This is a genomic window from Streptomyces sp. NPDC059785 (assembly GCF_042732375.1).
Taxonomy (GTDB): Bacteria; Actinomycetota; Actinomycetes; order Streptomycetales; family Streptomycetaceae; genus Streptomyces.
Map to the genome: position 1 here is coordinate 172,404 of NZ_JBHWHV010000008.1, position 23,967 is coordinate 196,370.

16 protein-coding genes are annotated in these 23,967 nt (G+C 71.9%); 12 read left to right on the plus strand and 4 right to left on the minus strand.

From position 1 onward, the window contains the following. Positions 1-135: 135 nt before the first annotated feature. Positions 136-351, minus strand: a complete 216-nt coding sequence (locus ACFV6E_RS08930; protein WP_385165675.1) for a DUF4236 domain-containing protein — start codon at positions 349-351, stop codon at positions 136-138. A 273-nt stretch (positions 352-624) separates the two neighbouring features. On the opposite strand from ACFV6E_RS08930, the gene acnA reads away from it, so the two are divergent. The 3 genes from acnA (at position 625) to ACFV6E_RS08945 (ending at position 5,781) form a co-directional block, all read left to right on the plus strand. Next, positions 625-3,342, plus strand: a complete 2,718-nt coding sequence (gene acnA, locus ACFV6E_RS08935; protein WP_385165676.1) for an aconitate hydratase AcnA — start codon at positions 625-627, stop codon at positions 3,340-3,342. 169 nt (positions 3,343-3,511) lie between these two features. Beyond that, entirely contained in the window at positions 3,512-4,237 is a 726-nt protein-coding gene (locus tag ACFV6E_RS08940; protein WP_385165678.1) for a response regulator transcription factor, read from the plus strand. Continuing rightward, complete coding sequence (locus ACFV6E_RS08945; protein WP_385460140.1) at positions 4,234-5,781, plus strand: sensor histidine kinase; 1,548 nt, start codon at positions 4,234-4,236, stop codon at positions 5,779-5,781. The genes ACFV6E_RS08940 and ACFV6E_RS08945 overlap by 4 nt, the downstream gene beginning before the upstream one ends. 83 nt (positions 5,782-5,864) lie before the next feature. On the opposite strand, the gene ACFV6E_RS08950 is transcribed toward ACFV6E_RS08945, so the two are convergent. Next, positions 5,865-6,767, minus strand: a complete 903-nt coding sequence (locus ACFV6E_RS08950) for an NAD(P)H-binding protein (protein WP_385460142.1) — start codon at positions 6,765-6,767, stop codon at positions 5,865-5,867. A 93-nt stretch (positions 6,768-6,860) separates the two neighbouring features. On the opposite strand from ACFV6E_RS08950, the gene ACFV6E_RS08955 reads away from it, so the two are divergent. From ACFV6E_RS08955 to ACFV6E_RS08965, 3 genes are all read left to right on the plus strand, one after another. Further along, positions 6,861-7,679: a LysR family transcriptional regulator gene (locus tag ACFV6E_RS08955; RefSeq protein WP_385165683.1), complete on the plus strand. Its 819-nt coding sequence runs from the start codon at positions 6,861-6,863 to the stop codon at positions 7,677-7,679. A gap of 226 nt (positions 7,680-7,905) precedes the next feature. After that, positions 7,906-8,976 (plus strand): lytic polysaccharide monooxygenase, encoded by a 1,071-nt coding sequence (locus tag ACFV6E_RS08960; RefSeq protein ID WP_385460144.1) that lies wholly within the window; start codon positions 7,906-7,908, stop codon positions 8,974-8,976. 387 nt (positions 8,977-9,363) lie between these two features. Beyond that, positions 9,364-12,642 (plus strand): GH92 family glycosyl hydrolase, encoded by a 3,279-nt coding sequence (locus ACFV6E_RS08965; RefSeq protein ID WP_385460146.1) that lies wholly within the window; start codon positions 9,364-9,366, stop codon positions 12,640-12,642. On the opposite strand, the gene ACFV6E_RS08970 is transcribed toward ACFV6E_RS08965, so the two are convergent. Further along, positions 12,623-13,648 carry an acetylxylan esterase gene (locus ACFV6E_RS08970; protein ID WP_385460148.1) on the minus strand — a complete coding sequence of 342 codons (1,026 nt, stop codon included), beginning with the start codon at positions 13,646-13,648 and terminating at the stop codon, positions 12,623-12,625. The genes ACFV6E_RS08965 and ACFV6E_RS08970 overlap by 20 nt on opposite strands. A gap of 261 nt (positions 13,649-13,909) precedes the next feature. Between ACFV6E_RS08970 and ACFV6E_RS08975 the strand changes: the two genes are divergently transcribed. From ACFV6E_RS08975 to ACFV6E_RS09000, 6 genes are all read left to right on the plus strand, one after another. Continuing rightward, positions 13,910-14,809, plus strand: coding sequence for an ABC transporter permease (locus ACFV6E_RS08975; RefSeq protein ID WP_385460150.1), 900 nt, complete (start codon positions 13,910-13,912; stop codon positions 14,807-14,809). After that, positions 14,803-15,663, plus strand: coding sequence for a carbohydrate ABC transporter permease (locus ACFV6E_RS08980; protein ID WP_385460151.1), 861 nt, complete (start codon positions 14,803-14,805; stop codon positions 15,661-15,663). The genes ACFV6E_RS08975 and ACFV6E_RS08980 overlap by 7 nt, the downstream gene beginning before the upstream one ends. Before the next feature lie 46 nt (positions 15,664-15,709). Then, entirely contained in the window at positions 15,710-17,365 is a 1,656-nt protein-coding gene (locus ACFV6E_RS08985) for an extracellular solute-binding protein (RefSeq protein WP_385460153.1), read from the plus strand. Beyond that, positions 17,362-18,972, plus strand: coding sequence for a xylan 1,4-beta-xylosidase (locus tag ACFV6E_RS08990; RefSeq protein WP_385460155.1), 1,611 nt, complete (start codon positions 17,362-17,364; stop codon positions 18,970-18,972). Before ACFV6E_RS08985 ends, ACFV6E_RS08990 begins: the two co-directional genes overlap by 4 nt. Before the next feature lie 303 nt (positions 18,973-19,275). Beyond that, positions 19,276-19,956, plus strand: coding sequence for a hypothetical protein (locus tag ACFV6E_RS08995; RefSeq protein ID WP_385460157.1), 681 nt, complete (start codon positions 19,276-19,278; stop codon positions 19,954-19,956). Then, positions 19,953-21,953 (plus strand): beta-galactosidase, encoded by a 2,001-nt coding sequence (locus tag ACFV6E_RS09000; RefSeq protein ID WP_385460159.1) that lies wholly within the window; start codon positions 19,953-19,955, stop codon positions 21,951-21,953. The genes ACFV6E_RS08995 and ACFV6E_RS09000 overlap by 4 nt, the downstream gene beginning before the upstream one ends. Here ACFV6E_RS09000 and ACFV6E_RS09005 read toward each other — a convergent pair. Then, positions 21,947-23,953, minus strand: coding sequence for an alpha-glucuronidase (locus tag ACFV6E_RS09005; RefSeq protein ID WP_385460161.1), 2,007 nt, complete (start codon positions 23,951-23,953; stop codon positions 21,947-21,949). The genes ACFV6E_RS09000 and ACFV6E_RS09005 overlap by 7 nt on opposite strands. Between the last annotated feature and the right edge of the window lie 14 nt (positions 23,954-23,967).

The window sequence follows — 23,967 nt, forward strand, 5'->3', positions numbered from 1 at the left end:
ACGCATCACGAGGGGTCCAGCCAGGTGACGAACCCTCAAGTCCGGCCACGCGGGGAACCTTCAAGTCCGGCCACGCGGGGAACCCTCAAGTCCGGCCACGAGGCGAACCCTCGGTACCGGCCAAGTGGCGTGCCCTCAGCCGCGGTGTCCGCGGCGCTTGCGCGCCGTGCTCGTCTTGCGCCAGCCGAACGGCCCCGGCAGGTCCATCGACGTGGTGCGCCGTCCGGTGCTGCTGTGCGTGTGACGCGGTCCGTGGCTGCCGCCGCCGGTGGTGATGGACCACGAGTGGCGGTTGATGTTCAGCCGCACCCCGGGGAGGATGCGGAAGCTTTTGCGGAACGTGAGTGGCATGGGTGTACCCCCCTGGTGGCGATCACGCCGGGTGATTTCCCGGTGAACACCGCGTACCCCGAAGACGCGCGGACATGACCCGGAGGCTCCCGGGCATGACCAGTCGACGGGCATGTACTAGAGTTATCTCGACATCGAGATATCTGCCGAAGGCGCCCCGCAGCCGCCACCCTGGGTTAGGTGTACCTAACTTAGCCTTACCTTAGCGGATCGGCCAATCGTCGTGGCGGCAGGATTGCGGTGGGTACGCGCACATATATGAAGGAGACTGTCGTGTCGGCGAACAGCTTCGACGCCCGCAGCACGCTGCAGGTGGGCGACGAGTCGTACGAGATCTTCCGGCTGGACAAGGTGGAGGGCTCGGCCCGCCTTCCGTACAGCCTGAAGGTGCTGCTGGAGAACCTCCTCCGCACCGAGGACGGCGCGAACATCACCGCCGACCACATCCGGGCGCTCGGCAACTGGGACTCCCAGGCCCAGCCGTCGCGGGAGATCCAGTTCACGCCGGCCCGCGTGATCATGCAGGACTTCACGGGCGTGCCCTGTGTCGTGGACCTCGCCACCATGCGTGAGGCCGTCAAGGAGCTCGGCGGCGACCCGAACAAGATCAACCCGCTCTCCCCGGCCGAGATGGTCATCGACCACTCCGTCATCGCCGACAAGTTCGGCACCAACGACGCCTTCAAGCAGAACGTCGACCTGGAGTACGGCCGCAACAAGGAGCGCTACCAGTTCCTGCGCTGGGGCCAGACCGCCTTCGACGACTTCAAGGTCGTCCCGCCCGGCACCGGCATCGTCCACCAGGTCAACATCGAGCACCTGGCCCGCACCGTCATGGTCCGCAACGGCCAGGCGTACCCCGACACCCTGGTCGGCACCGACTCGCACACCACCATGGTCAACGGCCTCGGCGTCCTCGGCTGGGGCGTCGGCGGCATCGAGGCCGAGGCCGCGATGCTCGGCCAGCCGGTCTCCATGCTCATCCCGCGCGTCGTCGGCTTCAAGCTGACCGGCGAGCTGAAGCCGGGCACGACCGCCACCGACCTCGTCCTCACGATCACCGAGATGCTGCGCAAGCACGGCGTCGTCGGCAAGTTCGTCGAGTTCTACGGCGAGGGCGTGGCGGCGACGAGCCTCGCCAACCGCGCCACCATCGGCAACATGTCGCCGGAGTTCGGCTCCACCGCCGCGATCTTCCCGATCGACGGCGAGACCCTGAACTACCTCAAGCTCACCGGCCGCTCCGAGCAGCAGGTCGCGCTCGTCGAGGCGTACGCCAAGGAGCAGGGCCTCTGGCTCGACCCGGCCGCCGAGCCCGACTTCTCCGAGAAGCTGGAGCTGGACCTTTCCACGGTCGTCCCGTCGATCGCGGGTCCGAAGCGCCCGCAGGACCGCATCGTCCTCGCCAACGCTTCCCAGCAGTTCGCCCAGGACGTCCGCAACTACGTGGACGACGTGGACGAGGCGGGCAAGGAGTCCTTCCCGGCCTCCGACGCCCCGGCCGTCGCCCCGAACGGCGCGCCGAGCAACCCGGTCACCGTCACCGCCCCCGACGGCTCGACCTACGAGCTCGACCACGGTGCCGTGACGGTCGCCGCCATCACCTCCTGCACCAACACCTCGAACCCGTACGTCATGGTCGCCGCCGCGCTCGTCGCGAAGAAGGCCGTGGAGAAGGGCCTGACCCGCAAGCCGTGGGTCAAGACCACCCTCGCCCCGGGCTCGAAGGTCGTCACCGACTACTTCGACAAGGCCGGTCTCACCCCGTACCTGGACAAGGTCGGCTTCAACCTCGTCGGCTACGGCTGCACCACCTGCATCGGCAACTCCGGCCCGCTGCCGGAGGAGGTCTCCAAGGCCGTCAACGACCACGACCTCGCGGTCACCTCGGTCCTCTCCGGCAACCGGAACTTCGAGGGCCGCATCAACCCCGACGTCAAGATGAACTACCTGGCGTCCCCGCCGCTGGTCGTCGCGTACGCCATCGCGGGCTCCATGAAGGTGGACATCACCACCGAGGCGCTCGGTGCCGACACCGACGGCAACCCGGTCTACCTCAAGGACATCTGGCCCTCCGAGGCCGAGGTCAACGACGTCGTGGCGAACGCCATCGGCGAGGACATGTTCAACAAGTCCTACTCCGACGTCTTCGCGGGCGACGCCCAGTGGCAGGCGCTGTCGATCCCGACCGGCAACACCTTCGAGTGGGACGCCGAGTCCACCTACGTCCGCAAGCCCCCGTACTTCGAGGGCATGGGCATGGACCCGGAGCCGGTCTCGGACATCTCCGGCGCCCGCGTCCTGGCCAAGCTCGGCGACTCGGTCACCACCGACCACATCTCGCCCGCCGGCGCCATCAAGGCCGACACCCCGGCCGGCCAGTACCTCACCGAGCACGGTGTGGAGCGCCGTGACTTCAACAGCTACGGCTCGCGCCGCGGCAACCACGAGGTCATGATCCGCGGCACGTTCGCCAACATCCGGCTGCGCAACCAGCTCGCGCCGGGCACCGAGGGCGGCTACACCCGCGACTTCACGCAGGACGGCGGACCGGTCTCCTTCATCTACGACGCCTCGCGCAACTACATCGAGCAGGGCACCCCGCTCGTCATCCTGGGTGGCAAGGAGTACGGCTCCGGCTCGTCCCGCGACTGGGCTGCCAAGGGCACCGCGCTGCTCGGCGTCAAGGCCGTCATCACCGAGTCGTACGAGCGCATCCACCGCTCGAACCTCATCGGCATGGGCGTCCTGCCGCTCCAGTTCCCGGAGGGCCAGTCCGCGTCCTCCCTCGGCCTGACCGGCGAGGAGACCTTCTCCTTCACCGGCGTCGAGGAGCTGAACAACGGCACCACCCCGCGCACGGTCAAGGTCACCACCGACACCGGCGTGGAGTTCGACGCGGTCGTCCGCATCGACACCCCCGGCGAGGCGGACTACTACCGCAACGGCGGCATCATGCAGTACGTGCTGCGCAGCCTGATCCGCAAGTGAGCAGTCACGACTGAGCACAAGTAAGCGGTACGGCAAGGCAGTTGGGGCCGCACTCCCGGTGACGGGGGTGCGGCCCCCGCCGTTGCCCCGGCGGCACCGCCGGTCCGGTCATCACCGACCCTCAGGTGGAGCACAGGATTCCCTCAGCGGGCCGGGACAGGATCGGTACATGACTGGCACCTCTGGGTCCCGCACCGGACGCGTCCGTGTGCTGATCGTCGACGACGAACCCGGCCTCACCGATCTGCTCTCCGTGGCTGTCACGGAGGCGGGCTGGCGCCCCTACCCGGCGCCCGACGGGGAGACCGCGCTGCGCCTCGCGCGCCGCTGCGCCCCGCACGCCGTCGTCCTCGACGGGATGCTGCCCGACCTGGACGGACTCCAGGTGCTGCGCCGCCTCCGCTACGAGCAGCCCGAACTGCCCGTGCTCATGCTCACCGCCCGGGACGCGCTGGAACACCGTATCGACGGGTTCGCCTCGGGCGCCGACGACTACGTCACCAAGCCGTTCTCCCTCCAGGAGGTGGTGCTGCGGCTGCGCGGGCTGCTGCGCCGGGCCGGTGCCGCGCACGCGGAACACACCGGGGCCGTCCGCGTGCTCGGCGATCTGGTGCTGACCGAGGACACCCGGGAGGTGCACCGCGACGGGGCCCCGGTCCGGCTCACCGCCAAGGAGTTCGAGCTGCTCAGCCTCTTCCTCGACCATCCGCGCCAGGTGCTCAGCAAGGCGCAGATCCTCAACCGCGTGTGGAGCGATTCCTTCGACGGCGGCGGCAATCTGGTGGAGGTCTACATCTCCGGCCTGCGCCGCAAGATCGACCGCGGACGCGCCCCCATGATCCACACCGTGCGCGGACTCGGATACGTCATCAGGTCGCCGGAGGACGGGAGATGAGCGCCTGGAAAGGTTCCCGCCGCCCGCCGTGGTGTCTGCCCCGAGGGCGCTCGCTGCGGACGCGGCTGCTCGTCTTCATCAGCGCCGCCCTCGTGGCCGTGTGCGCGGCCATGGCCCTCACCACCGTCTTCATCCAGCGCGCCTACCTCTTCGGGGACCTCGACCAGCGGGTCACCGACGCCGCCGAACGCAGCCAGGGCGGCGTCCGGCTGGGGCCCGGCATCGAGACCGACCTCACCTTCCTGCGCGAGCAGGGACAGGCCGCCGGCACGATCGGCGCGCGGCTCGACGAGGACGGGGACGTACTCGCCGCCAGCGTGGTGTCCTCGTCCGGCGGGCCGCGGGCCCTCACCGCCGAACAGCGCGCCGCGCTCGGCGGCCTGGCGACCGACGGCTCGCTGCACACCCGTACCGTCCCCGGCCTCGGCACCTACCGGGTCACCGCGCTGGCCGGCAGCGGCGGGCGGCCCGTCCTCACCGGCCTGCCCATGGACGACGTACAGGACATGATCGGCGGCATGGTGCTGGCCGAGGCGGCGGTCGCGGCGGCCGGGCTCGTCGCCGCCGGCTGCGTCTGCGCCGTCGTCATCCGGCGGCAGCTCCGCCCGCTCGGCCGGGTCGCCGCCACCGCCGTCGAGGTGTCACGGTCCCCGCTGGGACGCGGCGAGGTCACCGGGCTCACCCGGGTACCCGAGCGCGACACCGACCCCGGCAGCGAGTCGGGGCAGGTCGGCGCCGCGCTCAACCGGATGATCGACCACGTGGAGACCTCGCTCGCGGAGCGCCAGCGCGGCGCGGAGGAGATCCGCCGCAGCGAGGAGCGCATGCGCCGCTTCCTGGCCGACGCCAGCCATGAACTGCGTACGCCGCTGGCCTCGATCGCCGGTTACGCGGAGCTGATGAACCGCGGCACCGAGCGGATCGAACCGGCGCTCGCCTGGCGGCGGGTGTCGGCGGAGTCGGCGCGGATGACGGGGCTCGTCGAGGATCTGCTGCTGCTCGCCCGGCTCGACGAGGGGCGGCCCCTGGAGGCCGCGGAGGTGGATGTCGCGGCGCTGGTGGCGGAGGCGGTGTGGGACGCGCGGGCGGCGGCCGGCGACACCCACGACTGGCAGCTGCAACTGCGGCTCGGCGCGCCCGCCCTCGTCACGGGCGACGAGGCGCGACTGCGGCAGGTGGTGGTCAACCTGTTGGCCAACGCGCGTGTGCACACGCCTGTTGGCACGACGGTGACGGTGTCGGTGGGGACCGGCGACGCGTACTGCACCCTGCGGGTGCGCGACGACGGCCCCGGCATCCCGGCCGCCCTGCTGCCCCGGGTGTTCGAGCGCTTCACCCGCGCCGACACGTCCCGGTCCCGGGCCTCCGCGGCCGACGGCGGCTCGGGCCTCGGCCTCGCCATCGCGCAGGCGATCACCGCGGCCCACGGCGGCCGGATCGAGGCGGAGAGCGTGCCGGGCCGTACGGAGTTCAGGGTGGCCCTGCCCCTTGGCGCGGAGGCGTCCGCCGGGACGTCGTCCGCTTCCGCACCGGCACCGGTCTGACCTGGTTTGCTCGGCCTGACGGGCCTGCCCCGGCGGAGCGCCGCTCGTCGCTCTCCGCCGGGCGTCGTCGGTCGGGTCCCGGCTCAGCCCCGTACGGCCGGTGCGAGTACCTGCTCGCACCACTCCCGGAAGCTCGTCGGACTCGACGTCTCCGGGGTGCGGGGGACGCCCGCGTCGAGGCCCTCGTCCTTGGCGCGCATCATGTCGACCCAGCCCTGGACGAAGGCTTCACCGGCGCCGTGCGCGGCGAGCGTCGCGCCGGCGTCCTCGAGCGACCGGCGTACGTAGCGCACCGGGCGGCCGAGCACCTCGGACATGATGCGCGCCATGTCGTTCGGCGAGAGGTCCTCGGGGCCGAGGAGCGGGACCTCGCCGGTGCCGGTCCACGACCGGTCGAGGAGCAGCGCGGCGGCGGCCGCGGCGATGTCGCGGGTGGCGGCCGTCGGCGCCTTCCGGTCGGCGTCGGCGGTGTCGGCGTACACCCCCTCGTCGCGGATCGCGGCCGCACCGCGCAGCACGTTGTCCATGAACCCGGGGTTCGCCAGCGCCCGGTAGGCCACGCCCGTACCCGCGATGAAGTCGTCCATGGCCAGGGAGGCCGTGACGAGCCCGGCGCGGTCCGCGACGGGGGTGCCGCGGCCGAGCGCCGAGACCCCGACCACGTGCCCGACTCCGTGATCCGCGAAGGCCCGCGCGGCGGCACGGGTGAACCCGGTGTACGCGGCGTCCAGGCTCGGCGCCCGGAAAGCCGGCGGGACCAGCCAGAAGACGGCGTCCGCACCGGCGAAGGCCCGGCCGACCACGTCGGCGTCGCCGTGCGAGCCGGTCACTACCTCGACGCGGCCGCGCTCGCGGACCGGGCCGGGGAGCCTGGCGGGGTCGCGCACGATGACGCGCAGTTCCTCGCCGTGGGTGGGTGCGCTGTCGAGGAGCATGCGAAGGAGCCGGCTGCCGATGTCGCCCGTGGGCGTGGTGATGACGATCATGCGTCGAGTCTCCGGGCGGCCCCGGGCGGGCGTCCAATACCCTTTGACGACCATTGATGCCTGGTGGGTATGAATGAGCGCTACCCTCGCGGTATGGATCTGGATCTGCGCAAGCTGCGCTACTTCGTCGCGGTGGCCGACCACCGGCACTTCGGCCGGGCCGCGCGGCAGCTCTACATCGCGCAGCCGGTGCTCAGCCGGCAGATCCGCGCCTTCGAGCAGGAGCTGGGGTGCGCGCTGCTCGTCCGCACCACCCGCAGCGTGGAGCTGACGGCCGCGGGGGAGCGGCTGCACGAGGAGGCGCGCGGCATCATCGCGGCCGTCGACGCGGCGGTCCGGCGGGTGCACGACGCCGACCGGGGCGTCGAGCGGCTGGTCGTCGCCTTCGCCGCCGGGCTGTACGTGTCGGAGGCGGTCCGCGCGTTCACGGCCGTCCACCCGGAGGTGGAGATCGAGCTCTTCCCGCTGCGCTGGTGGGAGCAGGACGCGCCGCTCAGGGACGGCCGGGCCGACGTCGGCCTGCTGCGGCGGCCGTTCGACGAGAAGGGGCTGCGGACCGTCCCCCTCGGCAGCGAACCCAGGGTCGCCTGTCTGCCCCGGTCCCATCCGCTGGCCCGCCGCCGGACGCTCACCTCGGCGGACCTCGACGGCGAGACCGTCCTCGACGCGCAGGCGCGGCGGACGTCGTCGATCGAGGAGAAATTCGAGCTCGTCGCCGCCGGGCACGGGATCGCGCTGGTGCCGCGGAGCGTCGCCCGCTCCTACTCCCGCCCCGACCTCGTCCACCTCACCGTCACGGACCGCGAGCCCGTCGGGTACTGCCTGGCCGTGGTCCAGGACCGGCGCGACCGGCGGCTGCGCGACTTCCTGGACGTCGCCACCCGGGCCCTGCGCCGCGAAGAGGACGCGTGACCGGCGTGTGGCCGACGTATGACCCGTATGACCCCGCCTGGCTTGTATGACCCCCGCCGCGCCGGGCGTTGACGCGGTGCCAGGCGTTTACAGCGGTGCCCGTGCGCGCTAACTTCCGGTTGAGTGAGGTGGGAGCGCTCCCATGTCACGCGGACCGGAACCCGCCACGGAAACCGCTCCCGCCTCACCTCCGCCCCGCACGGCACCAGGGAAGGAGCCCCTTGTCATGTTCTCAACATCCAAGCGATTACGGTTGCCCACCCGGCGCAGAGGTCTCCTCCTCGTCCTGCTGGCCCTCGCGACCGTGTTCCCCGCGCTCGGCCTGGTCGCCACGGCCGGCGGCACCGCTCAGGCGCACGGCACGCCGATGAAACCCGCCAGCCGCACCTTCCTGTGCTGGCAGGACGCGCTGACCGACACCGGTGAGATCAAGCCGGTCAACCCGGCCTGCCGGAACGCCCAGCAGGTCAGCGGCACCACGCCGTTCTACAACTGGTTCTCGGTGCTGCGCTCCGACGGCGCCGGGCGCACCCGCGGCTTCGTGCCGGACGGCGAGCTGTGCAGCGGCGGCAACACCAACTTCACCGGCTTCAACGCGGCCCGCGACGACTGGCCGGTCACCCACCTCACCTCGGGCGCGACCGTCGACTTCTCGTACAACGCCTGGGCCGCGCACCCGGGCTGGTTCTACGTCTACGTCACCAAGGACGGCTTCGACCCGACGCAGACGCTGACCTGGGACGACATGGAGGACCAGCCGTTCCTGACCGTCGACCACCCGCCGCTGAACGGTTCGCCGGGCACGGTCGAGGCCAACTACTCCTGGTCGGGCCAGCTCCCGTCCGGCAAGTCCGGCCGCCACATCGTCTACATGGTCTGGCAGCGCTCGGACAGCGCGGAGACCTTCTACTCCTGCTCCGACGTCGTCTTCGACGGCGGCAACGGCGAGGTGACGGGCATTCACGACCCGGGCGACGCCACCGAGCCGCCACCCGGCGCCTGCACGGCCACCCGCCGCACCACCGGCAGCTGGTCCGGCGGCTACCAGGCCGAGGTGACCGTCACCAACAGCGGTGACGTGCCGATGCTCGGCTGGATGGTCGACTGGACGCTGCCCGGCGGGCAGACCGTGGCAAGTCTCTGGAACGGGAAGGCGACCTACCAGGGGCAGGACGTGATGGTGCACAACGCCGACTGGAACGGGTCGCTGGATCCGGGCGGTACCGCGACCTTCGGGTACACCGTCAACGGTTCGGGCGGCGATCCGGCGACCACGCTGCCCTGCCAGGTCGGCTGACCGGCCGGGAGGCGTGCACTCGGGGCGGACCGGGTGGGTGGCGGGACTCACCCGGTCCGCGAGCCCGGACCGGCTGAAGGGGGGAAGGCCGGCCCGGGGTGGTGCGTGGTCTGTCGTGGTGCGTGGTCTGTCGTACTGCGTGGCTTGTGACGGGCGCGAGGCGCACGACAACGTTGTCTAACGTGTGCTGTACATGACTGTATCGCCTCACCAGGCCAACGGACAACGATGTCAGGAAACTTGGCCGCGTGCTCCGTGCCCACGAGCCGCACTCCCCGGACACACCCCCGTACGCGGTCTTCCGTGCCGCCCGTGGCGCGCGTTACTGTCCCTGCGGCTTGTGCGACCTGTGGTGTGCGACCCGTCCGAAGGAGGAGGGGCCGCGTCATGCGTTTCCGTCCGTCATCCGTGCTGCTCGCCGTCGCCCTGGCGGCCGGTGGCGCCACTCCGGCCCTGGCCGCGCCCGCGTCCGGTCCGCCGGACCTCGTCAAGGACCCCACCGCGTACGTCGATCCGCTCATCGGCACCAAGAACGGCGGCAACGTCTTCCCCGGCGCCGTGACCCCGTTCGGCATGCTCTCCTGGAGCCCGGAGACCACCCGCGGCGACGCCACCCGCACGACCGCGCCCGGCGGCTACCAGTACGACGCCACCCGCGTCCGCGGCTTCAGCCTCACGCACATGTCCGGCACCGGGTGCGCGGGCGGCAGCGGCGACATCCCGTTCTTCCCGTACGCCGGTGAGGTTACCTCCTCCCCGGCGAGCGACACCAAGGACGCGGTCTACGCGTCCGACTTCGCGCACCCGGACGAGACCGCCGAGCCCGGCCACTACAAGGTCGGACTCGCCTCCGGCGTCACCGCCGACCTCACCGCGACCGCGCGCACCGGCTCGGGCCGCTTCACCTTCCCCGCGGACAAGCCGGCCTCGCTGCTGATCCGCACCGCCAACTCCGAGGTGGGCTCGACCGCTTCGGACGTGCACATCGACGCCAGGACCCGTACGGTCTCCGGCTCCGTCACCTCGGGCAACTTCTGCGGCTACCTCGACCCGGAGGGGCAGCGCAGCTACTACACGCTGCACTTCACCGCGCACTTCGACCGGGCCTTCGAGGCGACCGGCACCTGGCAGGACGAGAAGCTGAGCCCGGGGAGCACCGAGGCGAGCGGCGGCACGGGCGGCTTCGCGAACGGCGGCCGGCCGGTCGCGGGCAAGGGCGCGGGCGGCTACGTGACGTTCGCGCCGGGCTCGGGGCCGGTGAACGTCAAGGTCGGCATCTCGTACGTCAGCCAGGCGGGCGCGGCGGCCAACCTCGCGAAGGAGAACCCGCCGAAGCGGTCCTTCGCCTCCGTCCAGCAGGCCGCGCGGAAGGCCTGGCGGGAGCGGCTCGGCGCGATCCGGGTCGGCGGCGGCGCCGAGGCCGACCGCACCACCTTCTACACCGCGCTCTACCACGCGCTGCTGCACCCGAACGTGATCAGCGACGCCGACCGCAGATACCGGGGCCCCGACGGCGAGGTGCACACCGTCGGGCGCGGCCACGGCGCCCAGTACGGGACCTTCTCCGGCTGGGACATCTACCGCTCCCAGGTGCAGCTGCTGACCCTGCTCGACCCGGACACCGGTTCCGACATCGCGCAGTCGCTGTACGTACTGGCGGGGCAGAACGGGGGAGTCTGGGACCGCTGGCTGCACGGCGCGAGCGGCACGCACGTCATGAACGGCGACCCCTCGCCCGCCGCGCTCGCGGGCATCCGTGCCTTCGGCGGCACCGGCTTCGACCTGCGCGGCGCGTTGAAGTCCCTGGTCAAGGCGGCCACCGTGCCCACCGAGGGCGACCTGTCGCCGGCCGGCAAGCCGGTCCTGTCGGTCGGGCAGCGTCCCTCGCTCGACAAGTACCTGGAGCACCACTACATGCCGTCCGTCTCCAACGCCTGGGGCGGCGCGGCCGAGACGCTGGAGATGTCCGGCGCCGACTTCGCGCTCTCCGAGCTGGCCACGGCCGCCGGTGACAGGAAGACGGCGGCGGCCTTCGCCGAGCGGTCGCAGTACTGGCAGAACAACTTCAACCTCGCGGCCGACGACACCGGCGGCTACATCGCCAACCGCAAGGCCGACGGCAGCTGGGTCACCGGCTTCACCCCGGCCACCGGCAACGGCTTCGTCGAGGGCACGGCGGCCCAGTACACCTGGATGGTGCAGCACAACCCCGCCGGTCTCTTCGCGGCGATGGGCGGCAAGGACAAGGCCCTTCAGCGGCTCGACACCTTCTTCCACGACGCCGACGGCGGCTGGGCGTTCACCGGCAGCGGCGGCGACAAGTCGGAGATGGACAACGAGCCGTCGATCAACGTCCCCTACCTGTACGCGTACGCCGGTGCGCCCTACAAGACGCAGGACACGGTCCGCGCGGCGATGAAGCAGCTCTGGTCCACCGAGCCCGGCGGCATCCCCGGCAACGACGACCTGGGCGAGATGTCGTCCTGGTACGTCTTCTCCGCCCTCGGCATGTACCCGCAGGTGCCCTCGCGCGCCGAACTCGTCCTGTCCTCCCCGCTGTTCGAGCGGGCCGAGATCTCCCGCCCCGGCGGCAAGGACATCTCGATCCGGGCGAAGGGGGCGGCGGCCGACGCGCCGTACGTGCAGTCCCTGAAGGTGAACGGGAAGAGCAGCGGCCGTGCCTGGCTCCCGGCGTCCTTCGTCCAGCGCGGCGGCACCCTCGACTACACGCTCGGGACGAGCCCGGACAAGACGTGGGGCAGCGCCGAGGCCGACGCCCCGCCGTCCTTCCGCACGGGCGAGCAGCCGTACCAGATCGGCGTCGGACCGACCACGGCCACGCTCGCCCCGGGCGGCAGCACGAGCGTCGACATCCGTGCCCTGGCGCTGAGCGGCGGCGAAGGACCCGAGGTGCGCTATCAGGTGGAGACGCCCGAGGGCGTGACGGCCACCCCGGCCGAGGGCACGGTGAGCGACGGCGCCCAGCGGATCACGCTCACCGCAGCCGACGACGCCGAGCAGGGCTTCTACGACGTCCAGGTGACGGTGACCTCGGACGGCACCTCGTACGAGCAGCCGGTGGCGCTCACCGTCGCGGCGCCCGGTTCGCTGCTGGCCGCCTACAACAACACCGGTGTCTCGGACGACGAGGGCGACCACGACGAGGCGGACTACGACGGCGGCGGCTGGAGCTACTCCCGGCAGGCGCTGGCCGACGCGGGCCTGACCCCCGGCGAGCAGGGCACCCTGTCCGGCGGTCTCACCTACACCTGGCCCAACTCCCCGGCGGGCCGCCCCGACAACGCCACGGGCGTGTCCCAGACGATCGGCCTCGCCTCGCCCGCCACGAAGCTGTCCTTCCTCGGCAGCGCGGTCAACGGCAACCAGCAGACGAAGGCGACCGTCACCTACACCGACGGCTCGACCGACGCCGTCGACCTGTCCTTCACGGACTGGACCGTCGGCGGCGGGGGCGGCACCGTGCAGTACGGCAACGAGGTCGTCGCCAAGGCGGCGTACCGCAATGTCGCGGGCGCCGACAAGGACCCGGTGGCGACGTACGTCTTCGCCACCACGCCCTTCGAGGCCCCTGCCGGCAAGAGCATCAAGAGCGTGAAACTGCCGGACAACGGCGACCTGCACGTGTTCACGCTGGCCGTGGACTGACCGGTCCGGGGGCGGTGCCCCACTCCGCGTGCAGCCAGTCGAGCTGGCGGCGCACGTGGACGGCGTCACCGCCCTCGTGACCGTTGAACGGGTAGGCGCGGATCTCCTTGCGGGGGTCCGCGCCGCTCAGTTCCGCGTACCGGTTGAAGGCCGCGTACGCGCCGCTCGGCGGGCAGACCGTGTCGCGCAGGCCCACCCCGAAGTGGGCCGGGGCGTGGGCCCGCCGGGCGAAGGAGATCCCCTCCACGTAGGAGAGCGTGCGGTAGGCGGCCTGCTCGGCGTCCCGGTGGACGGACAGGTACGCGGCGATCTCCCCGTACGGGCTCGCGTCGGTCAGGTCCAGGGCGCGCCGGATGCCGCACAGGAACGGGGCGGTGACCAGGACGGCCGCCAGGTCGGGGACGAGCCCGGCGACGGCGAGCGCGAGTCCGCCGCCCTGGCTGTTGCCGACGGCCGCCGTGCGGGCGGCGTCCGCACCGGGCAGCGCGCGCACGGCGGCGACCGCGCGCACCGCGTCCGTGACCAGCCGGCGGTAGTGGTAGGTGTGCGGCGCGAGCAGACCGCGTACCGCCGGTCCCGGGCCGCCCGGCGCCGAGGCGTGCGGGTCGGGGGTGTCCCCGCCGCAGCCGTACTGGTCGCCCTGGCCCCTGTTGTCCATCAGCAGATGCGCGTACCCGGCGTTCACCCAGGTCAGCCGCGTGTGCGGGAGACCGCGGCCGCGGCCGTACCCGGCGTACTCGACGACCGCGGGCAGTGGTTCGGCCGTGGGGATCGCCGCGGGTCTGCTGTACCAGGCGCGCACCGGGTCGCCCGCGAAGCCGCGGAAGGCCACGTCCCAGGTCCGGGTCAGCCGCAGTCCGGTCGCCACCTCGCGCACGGAGACCAGCGGGTCGCCGGACGCGGCCCCGTCGAGGGTGGCCCGCCAGAACGCGTCGAAGTCCGGGGGCTCCGCGGGCTCCGGGCGGTGACGCTCCAGCTCTGCGAGGGGCAGGTCGAACGCGGGCACGGGGCACCTCCGGTGCGGGCACTCGGTCAGGACGTCCGATTGTTGCGGCCGATGGACAGAAAGTGTCGGTGTTCCTCCGGTCCGTTTCTCTCCTTCTCTGCCCTGAGCGACCGCTGTCGACGCCGCATACCGGTCTCAATTTCCCGTGCTGCACCACCCATTGACAGCGCTTTCTGCTCCCTCTAAGTTGCCGCAAGATTACGGTTCAAGGCTCGAAAGTTTCGGTTCCGCGTCCCTTGTCACGCCACGGGAGGCCCGAGCATGAGCATTCCCAAAGCCCTGCGCCGCGACTGGCAGCTCTACTCGCTGGCCGTGCTGCCGCTGCTGTTCTTCCTGGTCTTCCGCTATCTGCCGATGATCGGCAACGTGATCGCCTTCCGCCGCTTCGAGCCGGGCGGCTCGATCCTCGGCGAGCAGTGGGTGGGCCTGCGCTATGTGCGGATGTTCCTCACCGACCCCACCTTCTGGCAGGTCTTCCGCAACACCCTGTGGCTCGGCGGGCTCACGCTCGTCTTCTGCTTCCCCGTGCCGATCGTCCTCGCGCTGCTCCTCAACGAGGTGCGGCGGCGCTCCCTGAAACGCTTCGTGCAGTCGGTGTCGTACCTGCCGCACTTCCTGTCGATCGTGATCGTCGCGGGCATCACGCTCCAGATGCTGGCCACCGACGGCCCGGTCAACCACGTCCTGGGCTGGTTCGGGCACGATCCGGTCCGCTTCATCCAGGAACCGGAGTGGTTCCGCACGATCTACATCGGCTCGGAGATCTGGCAGACCGCGGGCTGGGGCACGATCCTCTACCTCGCCGCGCTCACCACCATCGACGAAGACCTCTACGAGGCCGCCCGCATCGACGGCGCGGGCCGGCTGCGGCAGATCTGGCACGTCACCCTGCCCGGCATCCGGCCCACCATGGTCACGCTGCTGATCCTCAACATCGGCACCTTCATGGCGGTCGGCTTCGAGAAGATCCTGCTGCTGTACAACCCGCTGACGTACCCGACCGCCGACGTGATCTCCACCTACCTCTACCGCACGGGCGTGGAATCCAACAGCTTCAGCTACGCCGCCGCGATCGGCCTCTTCGAGGCGGTGATCGGCCTGGTGCTGATCACCTCGGCCAACCAGCTCTCGCGCCGGACCGTGGGGACGAGCCTGTGGTGAGCCGGCGGATCTTCCAGGGCGTCAACGGGGTGGTCCTCACCCTGGTCGTGGTCGTGACCCTGTACCCCTTCGTCAACATCGTCGCCCGCTCGTTCAGCGGCGAACGGCAGATCCGCGCCGGTGAGGTGACGCTGTGGCCCAAGGGGTTCAACCTCACCACGTACCGGATCGTGTTCCACGACGCGATGTTCTGGCGGAACTACGGCAACACCGTGCTCTACACGGCCGTCTCCACCGCCGTCGCCATGTTCCTGACGACCTGTTACGCGTACGTCCTGTCGAAGAAGCGGCTCAAGGGGCGGACCGTGCTCGTCGGCGTCGCCGTGTTCACCATGTTCTTCTCCGGCGGCCTGATCCCCAACTACGTGCTGATCACCAGCCTCGGTCTGAAGAACAGCATCTGGGCGCTGGCCCTGCCGAACGCGGTCAGCGTCTTCAACCTGCTGGTGATGAAGGCCTTCTTCGAGAGCCTCCCCGAGGAACTGGAGGAGGCCGCCCAGATCGACGGCCTGAACACCTACGGCATCCTGCTCCGCGTCGTGCTGCCGCTGTCCAAGGCGGTCGTGGCGACGATGGTCCTCTTCTACTCGGTGTCCTTCTGGAACTCCTGGTTCGGGGCGTTCCTCTACCTCGACCGGACCGAGCTGATGCCGGTCACCGTCTATCTGCGCAACCTCATCGCGGGCGCCACCGGCGGCGGCAACGCGGGCGCCGGCACCGAGCAGCTCAGCCAGGTCGCGGCGAACATCCAGTCGGTCACCATCGTCCTCACCGCGCTGCCCATCCTCTGCGTGTACCCGTTCGTCCAGCGCTACTTCGTCTCGGGCGTGATGCTCGGCGCGGTCAAGGGCTGACCGCCGCACCTGTCCCCAACCGGCGTACGGAACAAGGGAGTTCCCCGTGAAGAACGCAGGACGACTGTCGCGGCGCCAGATCCTCGCCGCCGCCGGATCCGCCGGCCTCGCCGCCCTCACCGGCTGCGGCGGCGGTGACGACGGCGGCGACGCCAAGGACCTGAGCAAGAAGCGGAACGGCGCGATGAAGGAGTACCGTGCGGGCGAGCGGTTCAAGGCCACGAAACCGCTGTCCTTCTCGCTGCTGCACAACAACAACCCCGTCTACCCCAGGAAGGACGGCTGGCTGTTCTGGAAGGAGCTGACCGAGCGCACCGGCATCACCCTCAAGCCCGTCGACGTCCCGCTCAGCGACTACGAGAAGAAGCGCAGCCTGCTCATCGGCGCGGGCGACGCCCCCTTCCTGATCCCCAAGACGTACCACCCCTCCGAGGTCGCGTTCGTGTCGTCGGGCGCGATCCTCCCGGTCAGCGACTACACCCAGCTCATGCCCAACTTCCGTAACAAGGTGCGCAGATGGAAGCTGGAGCCGGAGCTGGACTCCATCCGGCAGTCCGACGGCAAGTACTACCTGCTGCCCGGACTGCACGAGAAACCCAAGTCCGGCTACTCGCTGTCCCTGCGCACCGACGTCCTCGACCGGCTCGGCCTCGGCCTGCCCGGCACCTGGGACGAGGTGTACGACGTCCTCAAGGCGCTCAGGGCCGAGTACCCCGACCGCTACCCGTTCTCCGACCGCTGGAGCACCAACACCCCCTTCCCGGCCGCCGCCCTGCTCAGCTACCTCGGGCAGGCGCACGGGGTCAGGGCCGGCTGGTCGTACGACAACATCAGCTACGACGGTGAGGCGGACGAGTTCGTCTTCACCGGCGCGACGGACGCCTACCGCCAGGTGATCGAGTACCTGCGCAAGCTCGTCGCCGAGAAGCTGGTCGACCCCGAGAGCTTCACGCAGACCGACGACGACGCGGTGAAGAAGCTGCTCGCCGAGAAGTGCTTCGCGATCAGCGCCAACCCGCAGGAGCTGGTGCAGAACTACCGCTACAACCTGGAGAAGCAGGTCAAGGGCGCGAAGATCGAGATGGTCCCGGTACCGCTCGGCCCCGCGGGCCCGGTGGTGCTCGGCGGCATCCGCCTGGAGAACGGCCTCATGATCTCCAGCGAGGCGCTGAAGAGCGACAGCTTCGTGGCGCTGATGCAGTTCACGGACTGGCTCTGGTACTCGGACGAGGGCCAGAAGTTCTGCAAGTGGGGCGTCGAGGGCGTCACCTACACCGAGTCCGGCGGCCGGTACGAGCTGAAGCCCGGCATCAGCCTCATGGGCTCGGACGCGGACGCCCCGAAGGACCTCCAGAAGGACTACGGGTTCTTCAACGGCGTCTTCACCTACGGCGGAAGCTGGGAACTGGTCTCCTCCAGCTTCGGCCCGGACGAGAAGAAGTTCCAGGACGCCATGGCCGAGCGCGAGCAACTGCCCGTCGGCCCGGCCCATCCGCTCCAGTCCGCCGAGCAGGAGCAGGCGTCGCTGTGGGACACCCCGCTCAGGGACCACGTCACGCAGAACATGCTCCGCTTCGTCCTCGGCAAGCGCCCGCTGTCCGACTGGGACGCCTACGTGTCCGAGCTCAAGGCCAAGAACTCGGACCGGCTCGTCGACCTGCACAACAAGGCCAAGGACCGCTACCAGAAGGAGAACGGGTGATCCGCGTCCCCGCCGGGCCGGCCGGCCGCTTCCCGGACGCCTGGCGCCACTGCGTCGGCACCGGCCGCCTCGAACTCGTCCTGCGCCGCGACCACCAGGACTCCCTGGCCCAGCTCCAGCGCGACATCGGTTTCCGGTACCTCCGGGGGCACGGGCTGCTCAGCGACGGCATGGGCGTCCACCGCCCGTACACCTGGCAGGGCACCCGCCGCGTCCGGCACTCCTTCACCTACGTCGACCAGGTCGTCGACGCCCTCCTCGAAGCCGGGATCCGCCCGTTCCTCGAACTCGGCTTCATGCCCGCCGCTCTCGCCTCCGGCGAGCAGACCGTCTTCTGGTGGGGCGCGAACGTCACCCCGCCGGCGGACCACAAGGAGTGGGCCGCGCTGGTCAGGGCCACCCTGGGCCACCTCGTCGACCGCTACGGGCTCGACGAGGTCCGCACCTGGCCCGTGGAGGTGTGGAACGAACCCGACCTGACGGCCTTCTGGCAGGACGCGGACGAATCGGCGTACCACCGGCTGTACGAGGTGACCGCGCACGCCGTCAAGGAGGTCGACGCCTCGCTCCGGGTCGGCGGGCCCGCGCTGTCGCCGGGCGCGGGGGAGGGCTGGCTGGAGCGGTTCGCCGAGTACACCGAACGGCACGGCGTGCCCGTCGACTTCGTCTCCCGGCACGCCTACACCTCCGGGCCCGCCCAGCACGTGCCGTTCGGCACGCACCAGACGCTCGCCCCGGCGGACCGGCTGCTCGACCAGTTCGCGGCGCCGCGCCGCGAGCTGAAGGGCACCCACCTCGCCGGACTCCCCGTCCACATCACCGAGTTCAACTCCTCCTACCGGCCCGACAACCCCGTCCACGACACCGCCTTCCACGCCGCCTACCTGGCGCCGGTCCTGGCCGCAGGCGCCGACCACGCCGACTCCTTCTCGTACTGGACGTTCAGCGACATGTTCGAGGAGGAGGGCGTGCCGACCGCGCTCTTCCACGGCGGCTTCGGCCTCCTCACCCACCGGCAGATCAAGAAGCCGACGTACCACCTGTACGCGTTCCTGGCCCGGACGGGCGGCGAACTGCTGGCGCGCGGCGACGACCACCTGGTCACCCGGCACCCCGACGGCCGCACGGTCGTCCTGGCCTGGTCCCCCGTCGACCCGACCGGCGAGACACCCGGGCCCGGACGGCACACCGTGCACCTGTCCGTCCCCGCGCCCCCGGGCGAGGTCTTCGTCCGCCGGTCCACCGTGGACGAGGAGCACGGCAACGCCCGTACGGCCTGGCAGCGGATGGGCGGTCCGCGCTCGCCCGGCGCGCGTCAGCTGGAGATCCTCCGCGAGGCCGCCGAGCCCGCCCGCGGTCACCGGCGGCTGCCCGTCGAGAACGGCCGGGTGGACCTGCGCCTCACCCTGAGCCGCCACGAGATCACCCTCGCCGAGATCGAGCCGGTACGGGACGAGACGCCGCCCTGGGCGGACGAGGGACGGCTGCTCGGAAGGGAGCCGGGGCCGCCGCTCGGCGGGGTGCCGGGACAGCCGGGAGAACCGGGGCCGCCGCTCGGCGGGGTGCGGGGCAGCCGGGGCCGCCGTCCGGCAGGGGAGCCGCGGTGAGCGCGTCCGGTGCTGCCTTCGGCGCGGGGCCGCTCTCCCGCGCCGCCGCTCGGCGGGGTGCGGGGCAGCCGGGGCCGCCGTCCGGCAGGGGAGCCGCGGTGAGCGCGTCCGGTGCTGCCTTCGGCGCGGGGCCGCTCTCCCGCGCCGCCGCTCGGCGGGGTGCGGGGCAGCCGGGATCGCCGTCCGGCAGGGGAGCCGCGGTGAGCGCGCCCGGTGCTGCCTTCGGTACGGGGCCGCTCTCCCGCGCCGCCGCTCGGCGGGGTGCGGGGGCAGCCGGGGCCGCCGTCCGGCAGGGGAGCCGCGGTGAGCGCGCCCGGTGCTGCCTTCGGTACGGGGCCGCTCTCCCGCGCCGCCGCCCTGGTCCACACGCTCCTCACGGTGGAGGTGCTGCTCCTCCTGGCCGCCTCCCCGGGCCTGCCCGTGCTCCTGCTCGCGGGCAATGACCCGGCCAACCTGCCGCTGGCCGCCCTCTGCCTGCTGCCCCTCGGCCCGGCCGTCTCCGCCGCCCTCTACGCCCTGCACCACCGCGACCGCGACCTCACCGACCTGCACCCGGCCCGCGCCTACCGGCGCGGCCTGCGGCTCAACGCGCTGCCCGTGCTGAAGCTGTGGGCACCGCTGCTGGCCTGGCTCACCCTGATCGCGTTCACCCTCACCCACTTCGCCGCGACCGGCCTGCCCGGCTGGTGGGCGGTGCTGCTCCTCGCCGTCGGCGCGGGCTCCCTCCTCTGGGGCGCGCACGCCCTCGTCCTCACCTCCCTGTTCGCCTTCCGCACCCGCGACACCGCCCGCCTCGCCGGGTACTTCCTGCTCCGACACGGCCGCGCCACCCTGGGCGCCGCCTCGCTGCTCGTCCTGGCCGGCGGGCTCACCGCCCTCCTGACCGAGGCGCTGCCCGCCCTGCTGGCCGCCCCGCTGCTGCTCTCCCTGCTGCACAGCAGCCGCCCGGTGATCGCCGAAACCCTGGAGGACTTCACGGTATGACCGATCGCATCCGGTACGGCGGCGACCACAACCCCGAGCAGTGGCCCGAGGAGGTGTGGGACGCGGACCACCGGCTCTTCACACGGGCCGGGATCGACACCCTCACCGTCGGCGTCTTCTCCTGGTCCCTCACCCAGCCCGCCGAGGACACCTGCGACTTCACCGTCCTCGACCGCGTCCTGGACCGCGCCGCCGCCGAGGGTCGCCGGGTCTGCCTGGCCACCGGCACCGCCGCGGTCCCGCCCTGGCTGGCGAAGAGGTACCCGGAGGTCAACCGCACCGACTTCGAGGGCCGCCGCCACCGCTACGGCCAGCGGCACAACTTCTGCCCCAGCTCACCGGCGTACCGGCGGCTGTCCACCGCCCTGGCCGGCCGCCTCGCCGAACGGTACGCGGACCACCCCGCGCTGCTCGCCTGGCACATCGGCAACGAGTACGGCGGCGCCTGCTACTGCGACCTGTGCGCCGCCGCCTTCCGCGGCTGGCTGCGCGAGCGGCACGGCACCCTGGACGCGCTCAACGACGCCTGGTGCACCACCTTCTGGTCGCACCGCTACACCGACTGGGACGAGATCGAGCCGCCGAGCGCGCTCACCGAGCACTGGCGCGGCCCCGACCACACCGCCTTCCAGGGCACCACCCTGGACTACCGGCGGTTCATGACGGACGCGCTGCTCGGCTGCTTCGTCGCGGAGAAGGAGGCGGTCCGCGCCCACGACCCGGACACCCCCGTCACCACCAACTTCATGGGCATGTACCGCCCGCTCGACTACCACCGCTGGGCGCCACACCTCGACTTCGCCTCCTGGGACAGTTATCCGCCGCTGGACGCCCCGCCGACCTGGCCCGCCCTCGCCCACGACCTGATGCGCGGCCTGAAGGACGGCGCCCCGTTCTGGCTGATGGAGCAGACCCCGTCCACCACCGCCTGCCGCGACGTCAACCCGCTCCGGCGCCCCGGCGAACTGCGCCTGGCCACCTTCCAGGCCGTCGCGCACGGCGCCGACGCGGCCCTGTACTTCCAGCTCCGGGCGTCCCGGGGGGCCTGCGAGAAGTACCACGGGGCGGTCGTCGGGCACGCGGGCCGCGACGACACCCGGGTCTTCCGCGAAGTGGCCGCCCTGGGCGAGGAGCTGGCCGCGCTCGGCGACGCGACGCTCGGCGCCCGTACCCCCGCCCGTACCGCCCTGCTCTTCGACTGGGACAGCTGGTGGGCGCTGGAGATGTCCGACGGCCCGTCCCGGCTGGTCCGCTACCAGGACGTCGTGCACGCCTACTACCGGGCCGCCCGCGCGTCCGGCGCCGACGTGGACGTGGTCCCGGTGACCGCCGACCTCACCCCGTACGACGTGGTCCTCGCGCCCGTCCTGCACCTGGTCAAGGGGGACCTCGCCGCCCGTCTCGAAGCCGTGGCCGAGCGCGGCGGCACGGTGCTCACCACCTTCCTGTCCGGCCGGGCCGACGAGCACGACCGCGCCTTCCTCACCGACGTCCCCGGACCGCTGGCTCCCCTGACGGGCGTCCGGGTGGACGAATGGGACGCGCGGCCACCGGAGTTCGTCCAGCCCGTGCCCGAGCTGTCGGCCGGGGCGCGGCTCGTCTTCGAGATCGTGCTGCCGCGCGGCGCCGAGCCGGTCGCCACGTACGGCGCCGACTTCTACGCGGGAAGCCCGGCCGTCACCCGCAACCGCTTCGGCGCGGGCGAGGGCTGGTACGTCGCCACCGCCCTCGACCAGGACGGCGTCGACGAGGTCGTGCGGCGCGTCCTGGCCCGCCACGACCTGACCGGCCCCTACGCGGGGCACCGCACCGTCGAGACCGCCACCCGCACCGCCCCCGACGGCACCCGGCTGCTCTTCCTCCTCAACCACGGCCGGGAGCCCGCCCGCCTGACCGCGCACACCACCGCCACCGACCTGCTGACCGGCAAACGGGTCGAGGCGGGCGCACCCTTCACCCTCGATCCACTGGGTGTCGTCATCCTGAGCCCTCAGTAGATGCGACGCCCCTGTGCGTCGGGCACACCCGACTTCCGCAGGAAGTAGCTGTTGACCTGGTCCCGCCACTCCCGCGCGCCGCGGAGCTGTTCCTCGTAGCGTTCGCTCACCCGGGCGTGCCGGGCCGGGTCGACCAGCCCGGCGAGCGAGGCCCACACCCGTGCGGCCTCCGCCACCTCCTCCACACCCTCGAAGTGTGTGTCGTAGATGTGCTGGATCACCGGCTTCCCGCTCTTCAGCATGTGCCCGTACGACACGTGGTGGAAGAACAGCAACAGCTCGTCGGGGCAGGTGTCCGGCGACTCGTACCGCTCGGACCACGGCTGTGCGTACTGCGCCGCGTACCCCGTCCCGGTGGCCGCGCTGCGGTCGACCCCGATCCCGTCCCGGTCGGCGAAGTGGTACGTCCCCCAGGGGCTGTACTCGTAGCCGTCCACGCTCGGCCCGTAGTGGTGGCCCGGCTGCACCATGAAGCCCACCCCGAGCGGCGCCGTGTACTTCTCGTACGTCCGCCAGGAACCGTCCAGGACGGCGTGCAGCCCGGCCGCGGGACCCGCCCCGAACGTGAGCCGGATCCAGTCGTCCAGGACGGCGGCCGGATCGGCGCCGGGGTCCCAGGCCAGCCGCCCGAAGGTGTACAGGTTCGCCTGGGCCAGCGGATGCCCGGTCCAGAACGGGTCGTCCCCGGCGTTGGAGACGGCGACCAGACCGCCTCGCGCCAGCTCGCCGACAGCGGCCCCTGTGTCCCCCTCCGGCCGGAACCGCAGCACCTCACTCCACATCGGCCCCAGCCAGCACACGTGCCGCTGCTGCCCCGTGTACTCCTGGGTGGCCTGCACCTCCACCGCGAGCCGGGTCCGCTCCATCGCCCCGATCAGCGGCGAGACCGGCTCCCGCACCTGGAAGTCCAGCGGCCCGTGCTTGACCTGGAGCACCGCGTTCGCGGCGAACTCCCCGTCCAGCGGCGTGAAGTGGTCGTACGCGGCCCGCGCCCGGTCCGTCGTCCGGTCCCGCCAGTCCTGGCGGTGGTCGTAGACGAAGGCCCGCCAGTGCACCGTGCCGCCGTGCGGCGCGAGCGCGGCGGCCAGCAGGTTCGCGCCGTCCGCGTGACTGCGGCCGTACGCGAACGGGCCCGGCTGCCCCTCCGAGTCGGCCTTCACCACGTAGCCGCCGAAGTCCGGGATCTCCTCGTAGACGTGTCGCGTGGCACCGGCCCACCACGCCCGCACCTCCTCGTCCAGCGGGTCGGCCGTGGGCAGCCCGCCGAGCAGTACCGGCGCGGCGAAGGAGACGGACAGGTGCACCCGGATCCCGTACGGGCGCAGTGCGGCGGCGATGGCCGCGACCTCGCCGATCCGGTCGGTCAGCAGGTGCGCCTCGGTCTCGTGCACATTGACGTTGTTGACGGACACGGCGTTGATCCCGCACGCCGCCAGCAGCCTGCCGTACGCCCGTATCCGCTCCAGGCCGGCCGGCTCGGCGCGGGCCCTGCCGTCCGCCCAGAACAGCGAGCCGCCCGCGTAGCCGCGCTCGACCTGGCCCATGACCGGGTGCACGGCCACGTTGTCCCAGTGGTCCAGCATCCGCAGGGCGAGCGCCGGGCGGTGCGGCTCGGGCGCCCACGCCCCGCGGAACGCGTCCTCGCCGAGGCGGACCACGTGGAAGAGCCCGTACAGCAGTCCGGCCCCGCCGGAGGCGGTCACGGTCGTCGTACCGGCGCTGCGTCCGCAGACGAACTCCTCGCCGCCCGAGCCGCCCGTGCCGTCCGTCTCCAGTACGAGGTCGAAACGGGACGCGCCCGGTCCGGGGCCGCGTTCGACGCGGCCTCCGGACCGGGCGCAGGCCCCGGCCACTTCCCCGTGCACCGTGTCCGCCAGCGGTCCTGATCCGCGGATCAGGACCCGGCGGGCGCCGAGCGGTCCGAAGGCCGCGGGCGGCAGCCAGGCCGGGTCGACACCGTCCGGGAGGACGGGCACGGGCACGGCAGCGGGAAGGGGCACGGGGACTCCCAACT

Coding starts and splice junctions, on each gene's coding strand:
- ACFV6E_RS08930 (WP_385165675.1), bottom strand. CDS start 351: ATGCCACTCACGTTCCGCAAAAGCTTCCGCATCCTCCCCGGGGTGCGG.
- ACFV6E_RS08940 (WP_385165678.1), top strand. CDS start 3,512: ATGACTGGCACCTCTGGGTCCCGCACCGGACGCGTCCGTGTGCTGATC.
- ACFV6E_RS08950 (WP_385460142.1), bottom strand. CDS start 6,767: ATGATCGTCATCACCACGCCCACGGGCGACATCGGCAGCCGGCTCCTT.
- ACFV6E_RS09000 (WP_385460159.1), top strand. CDS start 19,953: ATGACCGATCGCATCCGGTACGGCGGCGACCACAACCCCGAGCAGTGG.
- ACFV6E_RS08965 (WP_385460146.1), top strand. CDS start 9,364: ATGCGTTTCCGTCCGTCATCCGTGCTGCTCGCCGTCGCCCTGGCGGCC.
- ACFV6E_RS08955 (WP_385165683.1), top strand. CDS start 6,861: ATGGATCTGGATCTGCGCAAGCTGCGCTACTTCGTCGCGGTGGCCGAC.
- ACFV6E_RS08975 (WP_385460150.1), top strand. CDS start 13,910: ATGAGCATTCCCAAAGCCCTGCGCCGCGACTGGCAGCTCTACTCGCTG.
- ACFV6E_RS08960 (WP_385460144.1), top strand. CDS start 7,906: ATGTTCTCAACATCCAAGCGATTACGGTTGCCCACCCGGCGCAGAGGT.
- ACFV6E_RS08945 (WP_385460140.1), top strand. CDS start 4,234: ATGAGCGCCTGGAAAGGTTCCCGCCGCCCGCCGTGGTGTCTGCCCCGA.